General features: G+C 65.1%; 5 protein-coding genes. 1 reads left to right on the forward strand and 4 read right to left on the reverse strand.

All coding sequences use genetic code 11. The features are described from left to right. Nucleotides 1-159: 159 nt before the first annotated feature. Nucleotides 160-939 carry a metallophosphoesterase gene (locus tag OXR08_RS17915; RefSeq protein ID WP_149680936.1) on the forward strand — a complete coding sequence of 260 codons (780 nt, stop codon included), beginning with the start codon at nt 160-162 and terminating at the stop codon, nt 937-939. A 591-nt stretch (nt 940-1,530) separates the two neighbouring features. Here the strand turns inward: OXR08_RS17915 and OXR08_RS17920 are convergent. The 4 genes from OXR08_RS17920 to rpoB all read right to left on the reverse strand — a co-directional run bounded on the left by OXR08_RS17920 (nt 1,531) and on the right by rpoB (nt 11,095). Then, nucleotides 1,531-1,704, reverse strand: a complete 174-nt coding sequence (locus OXR08_RS17920; protein WP_162843968.1) for a hypothetical protein — start codon at nt 1,702-1,704, stop codon at nt 1,531-1,533. 181 nt (nt 1,705-1,885) lie between these two features. Continuing rightward, nucleotides 1,886-2,314: a hypothetical protein gene (locus tag OXR08_RS17925; RefSeq protein ID WP_267351945.1), complete on the reverse strand. Its 429-nt coding sequence runs from the start codon at nt 2,312-2,314 to the stop codon at nt 1,886-1,888. Between the two features lie 185 nt (nt 2,315-2,499). Then, entirely contained in the window at nt 2,500-6,777 is a 4,278-nt protein-coding gene (gene rpoC, locus OXR08_RS17930; protein ID WP_149680934.1) for a DNA-directed RNA polymerase subunit beta', read from the reverse strand. Between the two features lie 160 nt (nt 6,778-6,937). Next, entirely contained in the window at nt 6,938-11,095 is a 4,158-nt protein-coding gene (gene rpoB / locus OXR08_RS17935) for a DNA-directed RNA polymerase subunit beta (RefSeq protein WP_267351947.1), read from the reverse strand. Between the last annotated feature and the right edge of the window lie 457 nt (nt 11,096-11,552).

Consider the following 11,552-nt stretch of genomic DNA (forward strand, 5'->3'; position numbering starts at 1 on the left):
GGGTAGGAATGCATCGCGCGTCCATGCAGGGAAGCGTGCCGAGCCGCAACGACCGGGAACGTGCACGCGGACCGGTCGTTGCGGAAATAACAGGAGAATGCCCGCCCTTATGGCCTATGTTATCGATCGACGCGCCGCCCCGACCGCTGGATGCCGGGCATGAAGCGGCTGTTCCACGTCAGCGACGTCCATTTCGGCGCGGAAGACCCGGAGGCGATCGCCTGGTTTTCCGACCTGGTCGCGACGGAGAAGCCCGATGCGGTCATCATGACCGGCGACCTGACGATGCGGGCGACCAAGAGCGAGTTCGCGGCGGGTGGTGCCTGGCTGCGGTCGCTGGGTGTGCCGGTGACGCTGGAGGTCGGCAATCACGACATCCCCTATTACTGGGACCCGTTCCGGCGGCTGTTTTCGCCCTATCAGCGCTATGCCGCGGTGGAAAAGATGATCGAGCAGCCGCTGGACTTGCCCGGCATCACCGTGGTGCCGCTGAAGACGACGGCGCGGGCGCAGTGGCGGTGGAACTGGTCCAAGGGGCGGGTGAGCCCCGGATCGCTGTCACGCGCGCTGACGCTGATCGAGCAGGCGCCCAGGGGCAACCTGATCTTCGTGGCGGCGCATCACCCGTTGATCGAAGGGGGTACCAAGGGCACTGCAAAGACACGCCACGGCGATGCCGCGCTGACCGCACTGGCGGCGGCGGGGGCCCATGCCGTCCTGACCGGCCATGTCCATGATCCCTTCGACGTGCCGATCGACCGCAACGGGTGGACGATCCGGATGATCGGCGCGGGCACGCTGTCGAAGCGGGTGCGACACTCGCCACCGGCGTTCAATGAGATACGGGTGGATGGCAGCCGGTTCGAGACGCTGTCGCGGACGCTGGATACCCAACCGAAGCAGCCGATCAGCGAGGATAGCCGTCCGGCCGCTGTGTAGAGCAGCGTGCATCAGCGCAGGATGACATCCCCGTGGTCCGTTCGTGTCGAGAGCTCGTATCGAGACAGTGCCACATGCGGCGACGTGTCTCTCGATACGCCGTCTCGATAAGTGGCTGCGCCGCTACTCGACGGCTACCCGAGACGAACGGGGAGGGGGATCAACCCGATGTCATCCGACGTCGGAGCAGGATCACACCCCCTTGATCCGTTCGTGTCGAGTAGAGATCGAGTAGCTCCGCAGGAGCGTATCGAGAACTCGTATCGAGACCGTGGCGCATGTGGCGACGTGTCTCTCGATACGCCGTCTCGATACGCGGCTGCGCCGCTACTCGACGGCTACTCGAGACGAACGGGGAAGGGGGATCAACCCGATGTCATCCAACGCCGGAGCAGGATGACACCCCCTCGATCCGTTCGTGTCGAGTAGGGATCGAGTAGCTCCGCAGGAGCGTAGCGAGAGCGCGTATCGAGACATTGCCGCATATGGCGACGTCTCTCTTGATACGCGGCCTCGCCGCTACACGACATGAACGGGGAAAGGGGTGGATCAACCCGGTGTCATTCGACTCCCGGTCGGACGCGTATGGGCTCAGGCCGATCGGGGCAGCATCGGGCTGCTCATTACCGATTGGCTGTACACGCGGTCCAGATAATGATTGGCGATGATGTAATGGGCGCGCACCGCGGCGGGGTGCGTCGCACGCTGCGCCAGTTGCAGTTCGGCCTCGGCGCGTTGGTAGAAATAGTCCTTGTCTGTCGTCATTGCCTCAACTCCCGCGCCGGCTGTGTCGCATGGGCGCGCGTTTGGCCATCATGCATATTAGGTACGGTCGGGAATTGGCGACGAACGGCATCAGTTTTGTGTCATTCCGAGGCGATAACATACCGGGTTTCAAAGAAACTCTCCGCCGACGCGAGGGTGCCGGCGGGAAGGTCGGATCGGATCAGCGGCAAACCCGCCGGCCGTTCCGAATCTCGTAGGTGCAGGGACGATAGCCCCGACCATAATAGTTCGTATTGTCGCCCTGCGAACGGGGATCGACATAGCCGGGCTGGCGCTCGGCGCGGCGGATCGCCTGGGCGGTGGTGTCGCGGCGGGGGCCGTCGCGGCGATCCCAGCGGTTGTCGCGGCCACGCCGGTCCCAACGATCGTCACGGCCGCGCCAGTCATCCCGGCCGCGCCAGTCACGACGGTCGTACCGTGCACGCCGATCGTCACGCCGGTAATTGCGGCGGTCGCGATCACCCTGCCAGCGGCCCTCGTTGCGGTCGCCGCGCCAGCTCTGCGCCTGCGCCTCGGACGGCTGGAGGGATAGGGCGGTCCCGCTGACCACGAGGCCAAAGGCGGCGACCATCTGCAACAGCTTGTGCATCGTGTTACTCCCTGGACCCAACAGGGATCCGTTGATGGAGCAACCCGCCAAAACGGCCGGCTGTTCCATCTGCCGCTCTAGGCGGGGGCGGGTGAATGGCGGCTGTCGGGCATGTTCATCCCAACAAAAAGGCCGCCGCCCGGTTGCCCGGACGGCGGCCCCTTTTCAGGTCATGAAGCGACCGATCAGTCGTTCAGATACTCGCCCGCATCGGCATCGGTGCCGGTGCCCGACGGCACGACCTCGGCCAGCGGATCGCTGCCCGTGCCGGTGTCGTCACGCGTGGAGCGTGCATCCTCGGCCGCCTTCTGCTCGGCGGCGTTGATCGGTGCGACGATCGCATCGGCCAGACGACGCTGCTGGACGCGGAGCGCCGCATCGCGGCTGGAGGCCGCCACGCGCAGGCGGTTCATGCCGGCGCCGGTACCCGCCGGGATCAGGCGGCCGACGATGACATTCTCCTTCAGGCCCATCAGCGTGTCCTGCTTGCCCTGAACCGCCGCCTCGGTGAGGACGCGGGTGGTCTCCTGGAACGACGCCGCCGAGATGAAGCTGCGGGTCTGCAGCGACGCCTTGGTGATGCCGAGCAGGACGGGCTTGCCCTGCGCACGCGCCTCGTTCGGCCCGAGCTTGGCGTTGGTCGCGTCCATTTCCTCGCGATCGACCTGCTCGCCCTTGAGCAGCGTGGTGTCGCCGCCCTCGGTGATCTCGACCTTTTGCAGCATCTGACGAACGATCGTCTCGATGTGCTTGTCGTTGATCTTCACGCCCTGCAGTCGGTACACTTCCTGGATTTCCGACACGAGATACTCGGCCAGCGGCTCGATCCCCATCGTCTCCAGAATGTCGTGCGGGTTGGGCGAGCCGCCGATCAGGTTGTCGCCACGCTTGACGTAGTCGCCTTCCTGAACGTCGATCACCTTGGACTTCGGCACCAGATACTCTACGACGTCGCCGCCATCCTCGGGCTGGATGCCGATCTTGCGCTTGGCCTTGTAGTCCTTGCCGAACACGACCCGGCCGGAGACCTTGGCGATGATCGCCGCCTCCTTGGGGATGCGCGCCTCGAACAGCTCGGCGACGCGCGGCAGACCGCCGGTGATGTCGCGGGTCTTGGCGCTTTCACGTGCGACACGCGCGATCACGTCGCCGCCCTGCACCTGCTGCCCGTCCTCGACCGACAGCGTGGCGCCGGGCGCCAGCATGTACCGGCCGGCCTCGCCACTGGCATCGTCGTGCAGCGTCAGGCGGGGACGCAGGTCCTCCTTCGACTTGGACGCGGCGCGATACTCGATCACGACGCGCTGGGCGATGCCCGTCGCCTCGTCGACCTGCTCGGTCAGCGTCTTGCCCTCGATCAGGTCCTGGAAGCGGATCGTGCCCGGGTTTTCCGTGATCACCGGCATGGTGAACGGATCCCACTCGGCCATGCGGTCGCCCTTCGACACGATATGCCCGTCGTCGAACAGGACATAAGCGCCGTAGGGGATGCGATCGACCGACAGTTCGCGGCCGTCCATGTCGACGATCGCGATCTCGCCCGAGCGGCTGAGCACCACGCGACGACCGCGCTGGTCCTCAATGATGCGCAGGTCGCGGAACTCGACCGTGCCGTCGACCGCCGCCTCGAGGTTCGACTGCTCGTTGAGCTGTGCCGCGCCGCCGATGTGGAAGGTACGCATGGTAAGCTGCGTACCCGGCTCGCCGATCGACTGCGCCGCGATGACGCCCACCGCTTCGCCGATGTTGACCGGCGTACCGCGGGCGAGGTCACGGCCGTAGCACTTGCCGCACACGCCGATCTTCGACTCGCAGACCAGCGGGCTGCGGATCTTGACCGACTGGATGCCGATCTTCTCGATGCCGGCGACCATCGGCTCGTCGAGCAGCGTGCCCGTCGGGATGCTGATCTCGTTCGTCTTGGGGTCGACGATATCCTCGGCCGTGGTGCGGCCCAGGATACGCTCGGCAAGCGACGCGATCGTGCTGCCGCCCTGGACGATCGCCTTCATCTCGAGGGCGCGGGACGTGCCGCAATCCTCTTCGATGACGACGCAGTCCTGGCTGACGTCGACCAGACGGCGGGTAAGGTAGCCCGAGTTCGCCGTCTTGAGCGCGGTGTCGGCCAGGCCCTTGCGGGCGCCGTGGGTCGAGTTGAAGTATTCAAGGACGGTCAGGCCTTCCTTAAAGTTCGAGATGATCGGCGTCTCGATGATCTCTCCGCTAGGCTTGGCCATCAGGCCGCGCATGCCGGCGAGCTGCTTGATCTGGGCCTGCGAACCGCGGGCACCGGAGTGAGCCATCATGTAGATCGCGTTGATCGGCTTTTCGCGACCCGTTTCCTCGTCGCGCTTCACCGCCTTGATCTCGTCCATCATGGCGCCAGCCACCTGGTCGCCGCAACGGCTCCAGGCGTCGATCACCTTGTTGTACTTCTCCTGCTGCGTGATCAGGCCGTCCTGATACTGCTGCTCGTAATCCTTCACGAGCGCACGCGTCTCCTCGACGAGGGCGTCCTTCTCGTTCGGGATGATCATGTCGTCCTTGCCGAACGAGATGCCCGCCTTGAACGCGTGCCGGAAGCCGAGCGCCATGATCGCGTCGGCGAACAGCACGGTCTCCTTCTGGCCGGTGTGACGATACACCTCGTCGATCACGTCGCCCACGTCCTTCTTGGTGAGAAGGCGGTTGACGATCTCGAACGGGACCTTGTGGCTCTTGGGCAGCGTCTCGCCGAGCAGCATGCGGCCCGGCGTCGTCTCGAAGCGCTTGAGATACTGCTGACCGCTCTCGTCGGTCTGCGGCACACGGCTGATGACCTTGGTGTGCAGGGTCACCGCGCCGGCGTCGAGCGCCTGATGCACCTCGGCCATGTCGGCGAGCAGCATCCCTTCGCCCGGCTCGCCGGTCTTCTCCATCGACAGATAATAGAGACCCAGCACCATGTCCTGCGACGGCACGATGATCGGCTTGCCGTTGGCGGGCGACAGGATGTTGTTGGTCGACATCATGAGGACGCGCGCTTCCAGCTGAGCCTCAAGGCTGAGCGGGACGTGCACGGCCATCTGGTCGCCGTCGAAGTCGGCGTTGAACGCCGAGCAGACCAGCGGGTGAAGCTGGATCGCCTTGCCCTCGATCAGCACCGGCTCGAACGCCTGGATGCCGAGACGGTGGAGCGTCGGTGCGCGGTTCAGCATCACCGGATGCTCGCGGATCACCTCGTCCAGGATGTCCCAGACTTCCTTGCGCTCCTTCTCCACCCACTTCTTCGCCTGCTTCAGCGTCATGCTGAGGCCCTTGGCGTCGAGGCGCGCGTAGATGAACGGCTTGAACAGCTCCAGCGCCATCTTCTTGGGCAGGCCGCACTGGTGCAGCTTCAGTTCCGGCCCGGTCACGATGACCGAACGGCCCGAGTAATCGACGCGCTTGCCGAGCAGGTTCTGGCGGAAGCGGCCCTGCTTGCCCTTCAGCATGTCGGACAGCGACTTCAGCGGGCGCTTGTTGGCGCCCGTGATCGTGCGGCCGCGACGGCCGTTATCGAAGAGGGCGTCGACCGCCTCCTGCAACATGCGCTTCTCGTTGCGGACGATGATGTCCGGCGCGCGCAGCTCCATCAGCCGCTTCAGGCGGTTGTTGCGGTTGATGACGCGGCGGTACAGGTCGTTCAGGTCCGACGTCGCGAAGCGACCGCCGTCCAGCGGCACCAGCGGGCGCAGCTCGGGCGGGATGACCGGCACGACTTCGAGGATCATCCATTCCGGACGGTTGCCCGATTCCAGGAAGGACTCGACGACCTTCAGGCGCTTGATGATCTTCTTGGGCTTCAGCTCGGACTTGGTGGTCGCCAGCTCTTCGAGCAGCGCGACCTTCTCGCCCTCGAGATCGAGGCTTTCGAGCATGATGCGCACGGCTTCCGCGCCGATGCCGGCAGAGAAGGCGTCCTCGCCATATTCATCCTGCGCGTCGAGCAGCTCGTCCTCGGTGAGAAGCTGATACTTCTCCAGCGGCGTCAGGCCCGGCTCGATGACGATATAGGCTTCGAAGTAGAGCACGCGCTCCAGCTGCTTCAACTGCATGTCGAGCAACAGGCCGATGCGGCTCGGCAGCGACTTCAGGAACCAGATGTGGGCGACGGGTGCGGCGAGCTCGATATGGCCCATCCGCTCGCGGCGGACCTTCGACACGGTAACCTCGACACCGCACTTCTCGCAGACGATGCCCTTGTACTTCATGCGCTTGTACTTGCCGCACAGGCACTCGTAATCCTTGATCGGACCGAAGATGCGCGCGCAGAACAGGCCGTCACGCTCGGGCTTGAACGTGCGATAGTTGATCGTCTCGGGCTTCTTGATCTCACCGAACGACCACGAACGGATCTTGTCGGGCGATGCGATGCCGATCTGGATCTGGTCGAAGGTCTCGGGCTTCGCGACCGGATTGGCGAAATTGGTCAGTTCGTTCATCTTGATGAACCTCTTTTGAAACTCAACTCCTCTCCCGCCGGGAGAGGAAGGGGCCCGCCAGCACCGCTGGTGGGAAGGTGAGGGCAGGGCAGTTACCTGTCCTCACCCTTCCGGCGCTTCGCGCCTCCCTCCCTCTCCCGTCGGGAGAGGGAGACGAAGGTCACTCCGCCGCGATGGCAACATCGTCCTCGTCGACCTCGGCGGTCCGCAGATCGACGTTCAGGCCCAGCGAGCGCATTTCCTTGACGAGCACGTTGAAGCTCTCCGGAATGCCGGCCTCGAAGGTGTCGTCGCCCTTGACGATCGCCTCGTAGACCTTGGTGCGGCCGACCACGTCGTCGGACTTCACCGTCAGCATTTCCTGCAAGGTGTACGCCGCGCCGTAGGCCTGGAGCGCCCAGACCTCCATCTCGCCGAAGCGCTGGCCACCGAACTGCGCCTTGCCGCCCAGCGGCTGCTGGGTAACGAGGCTGTACGGCCCGATCGAACGCGCGTGGATCTTGTCGTCGACCAGGTGGTGCAGCTTCAGCATGTAGATGATGCCCACCGTGACCTTGCGGTCGAACTTGTCGCCGGTACGTCCGTCGAACAGGTCCGACTGGCCCGACGTGTCGAGACCCGCCAGCTCCAGCATCGCCGACACATCGCCTTCGCGGGCGCCGTCGAACACCGGGGTGCCCATCGGAATGCCGGTCTTGAGGTTGCCGACCAGTTCCATGACTTCCTCACCCGTGCGGGCGTTGATGTCATCGGCATAATGGTCGCCATAGATCTCGACCAGGCGCTCCTTGACCGGCTCGGGCATCGCCCCCGCCTTGGCGTCCGGATTGGCCTCGCGCCACTCTTCCAGCGCGGTCGCCACCTGCATGCCCAGGTTGCGGGCCGCCCAGCCGAGATGCGTCTCGAAGATCTGTCCGACGTTCATGCGGCTCGGCACGCCCAGCGGGTTCAGCACGAGGTCGACCGGCGTACCGTCCGCGAGGAAGGGCATATCCTCCTGCGGCAGGATGCGGCTGATCACGCCCTTGTTACCGTGACGGCCGGCCATCTTGTCGCCCGGCTGCAGCTTGCGCTTCACCGCGACGAACACCTTGACCATCTTCAGCACGCCCGGCGGCAGCTCGTCGCCACGCTCCAGCTTGTCGCGGCGGTCATGGAACTTGTCCGTGATCCGCTTGGCAGCCTCGTCATACTGGGCCTTGACCGCTTCCAGATCGCTCTGGCGCGCATCGTCGGCGACCGCGAACTTCCACCATTCGTGGCGGTCGACGCTTTCCAGCACCTCGGCGTCGATGACCGAACCCTTCTTGACGCCCTTGGGGGCGGCCGTCGCGGTCTGGTCGAGCAGCATCTCGCGCAGGCGGCTCCAGGTCGCCCGGTTGAGGATGGTGCGCTCGTCGTCGGCGTCCTTCTTCAGGCGCTCGATCTCCTCGCGCTCGATCGCCATCGCGCGCTCGTCCTTGTCGATGCCGTGACGATTGAAGACGCGCACGTCGACGATCGTGCCGGCAACGCCCGGCGGCAGGCGCAGCGAGGTGTCGCGAACGTCCGATGCCTTTTCACCGAAGATGGCGCGGAGCAGCTTCTCCTCCGGCGTCATCGGCGACTCGCCCTTCGGCGTGATCTTGCCGACCAGGATGTCGCCCGGCTCCACCTCGGCGCCGACATAGACGATGCCCGCCTCGTCGAGATTGCGCAGCGCCTCCTCGCCGACGTTCGGGATGTCGCGGGTGATGTCCTCCGGCCCCAGCTTCGTGTCGCGGGCCATCACCTCGAACTCGTCGATGTGGATCGACGTGAACACGTCGTCCTTCACGATCCGCTCGGAGATGAGGATCGAGTCCTCGTAGTTGTAGCCGTTCCAGGGCATGAACGCGACCAGCGCGTTGCGGCCCAGCGCCAGCTCGCCGAACTCGGTCGACGGGCCGTCGGCCAGCACGTCGCCGACGTTCACCACGTCGCCCACCTTCACCAGCGGACGCTGGTTGATGCAGGTCGACTGGTTCGAACGCTGGAACTTCATCAGCGTGTAGATGTCGACGCCCGACTTGCCCGCATCGACCTCACCGGTCGCGCGGATCACGATGCGTGCGGCATCGACCTGATCGACGATGCCGGCGCGCTTGGCCGAGATCGCGGCGCCGGAATCGCGCGCTACCGTCTCTTCCATGCCGGTGCCGACGAACGGCGCCTCGGCCTTGACCAGTGGCACCGCCTGGCGCTGCATGTTCGAGCCCATCAGCGCGCGGTTGGCGTCGTCGTTTTCCAGGAAGGGAATGAGCGACGCGGCGACCGAGACGAGCTGCTTGGGGCTGACGTCCATCAGCGTCACCGTGTCCGGCAGCGCCATCAGGAATTCGCCGGCCTGACGCGCGGACACCAGTTCCTCGGCGAAGGAACCATCCTCGTTCAGCTCGGCCGACGCCTGCGCGACGGTGTGCTTCTGCTCCTCCATCGCCGACAGATAGACGACCTCGTTGGTCACCTTGCCATCGACGATCTTGCGGTACGGCGTCTCGATGAAGCCGTACTTGTTGACGCGCGCAAAGGTCGACAGCGAGTTGATCAGACCGATGTTCGGGCCTTCCGGCGTTTCGATCGGGCAGATACGGCCATAATGCGTCGGGTGAACGTCGCGGACTTCGAAGCCGGCGCGCTCACGCGTCAGACCGCCCGGCCCGAGGGCCGAGACGCGGCGCTTGTGCGTCACTTCGGACAGCGGGTTGGTCTGGTCCATGAACTGCGACAGCTGCGACGAACCGAAGAACTCGCGCACCGCGGCGACCGCGGGCTTGGCGTTGATCAGGTCGTTCGGCATCACGGTGGACACGTCGACCGACGACATGCGCTCCTTGACCGCACGCTCCATGCGCAGCAGGCCGACACGGTACTGGTTCTCCAGCAGCTCGCCGACCGAGCGCACGCGGCGGTTGCCGAGATTGTCGATGTCGTCGATCTCGCCCTTGCCGTCCTTCAGGTCGACCAGCGTCTTGACCACCGCCAGAATGTCCTCGGTACGCAGCGTCGTCACCGTGTCCGGCGCGTCGAGGTCGAGGCGCATGTTCAGCTTGACGCGGCCCACCGCCGACAGGTCGTAGCGGTCCGGATCGAAGAACAGGCCGGCGAACAGCGATTCCGCGGTTTCCAGCGTCGGCGGCTCGCCGGGGCGCATCACGCGGTAGATGTCGGACAGCGCCTGCTCGCGCTCCTCGGCCTTGTCGGCCTTCAGCGTGTTGCGGATCCACGGGCCGGTGGCGACATGGTCGATGTCGAGCAGTTCGATCGTGTCGACGCCCGCCTTGTCCAGGCTTTCCAGATTCTCGGCGGTGATCTCGTCACCGGCCTCGACATAGATCTCGCCCGTCGCCTCGTTGATGAGGTCATAGGCCGAATAGCGACCGAAGATTTCCTCGGTCGGGATCAGCAGCTCGGTCAGGCCGTCCTTGCCGGCCTTGTTGGCGGCGCGCGGGGAAATCTTCTGGCCGGCGGCGAATACCACCTCGCCCGAGTTCGCGTCGACGATGTCGAACAGCGGCTTCACGCCGCGCCAGTTCTCCGCCTGGAACGGGATACGCCAGCCGCCGTCGCCGCGCACAAAGGTGAGGCGGTTGTAGAAGTGGTTGAGGATCTCTTCCGAGTTCATCCCCAGCGCATAAAGCAGCGCGGTGACCGGCAGCTTGCGCTTGCGGTCGATACGGACGTTGACGATGTCCTTGGCGTCGAACTCGAAATCGAGCCACGAGCCGCGATAGGGAATGACGCGCGCGGCGAAGAGATACTTGCCGGACGCGTGCGTCTTGCCACGGTCATGGTCGAACAGCACGCCCGGCGAACGGTGCATCTGGCTGACGATGACGCGCTCGGTGCCGTTGATGAAGAAGGTGCCGTTCTCCGTCATGAGCGGCATGTCGCCCATGTAGACGTCCTGCTCCTTGATATCGATCAGCGACTTGGCTTCGGTCTCCGGATCGACCTCGAACGTCGCGAGCGTCAGCGTGACGCGCATCGGCGCGGCATAGGTGATGCCACGCTGGCGGCATTCCTCGACGTCGAACTTCGGGTCCTCGAGGACGTAGCCGCCCTCCTTCTTGATATCGAGCTGCGCGGTGCCCGCGAAATCGGTGATCGGGAAAACCGAGCGCAGCGTCTTTTCGAGGCCGGACACATAGCCGGTCGCGGGATCGGAGCGCAGGAACTGCTCGTAGCTTTCGCGCTGCACCTCGATGAGGTTGGGCATCTGCACGACTTCGTGGATGTCGCCGAACACCTTGCGGATGCGCCGCTTGGCGGTGCCGCTCTCGATCGCCTTGGTTGCCATGGTCTGGTTTTGCCTCGTCAGCCGTATTTTCGCTGCCCGGATACCTCCGGGCGGGACGCACGACGGGACGCCGAAAGGCCGCGCGCATCACTCGTGCGGCGGCATCCGGCGTCCGATGAACCATCAGCTTCCCATTCGACCGACCCGGTGCGCGACGCCGTGTCATTTCCCGAAAGCTGTGGTGGATGAGACGCCATATAGGTTCCGTGTTGGAAACTGTCAAAGGGAATGGCATGGGGCTCGCTCGCCGATCGACCCGTTTAGTCACGAGGATAGCGTTTCCATGACCTCGCCCGGCCCGCGCGCCGCCGCCGGCTTCTTTGCCCTGTTGATGGCCGGCACTGCGGCTGCCCAGACCAGTACCACGCCCGCCGGCCCGCCGGCCGGACTGGAAAGCTTCAGCCTGCCGCCGCAAGCCGCGCCGACCCCTGCGCCGGTGCCCGTGCCTGATACGCCG

The organism is Sphingomonas sp. GM_Shp_2, assembly GCF_026540875.1.
GTDB lineage: Bacteria > Pseudomonadota > Alphaproteobacteria > Sphingomonadales > Sphingomonadaceae > Sphingomonas > Sphingomonas carotinifaciens.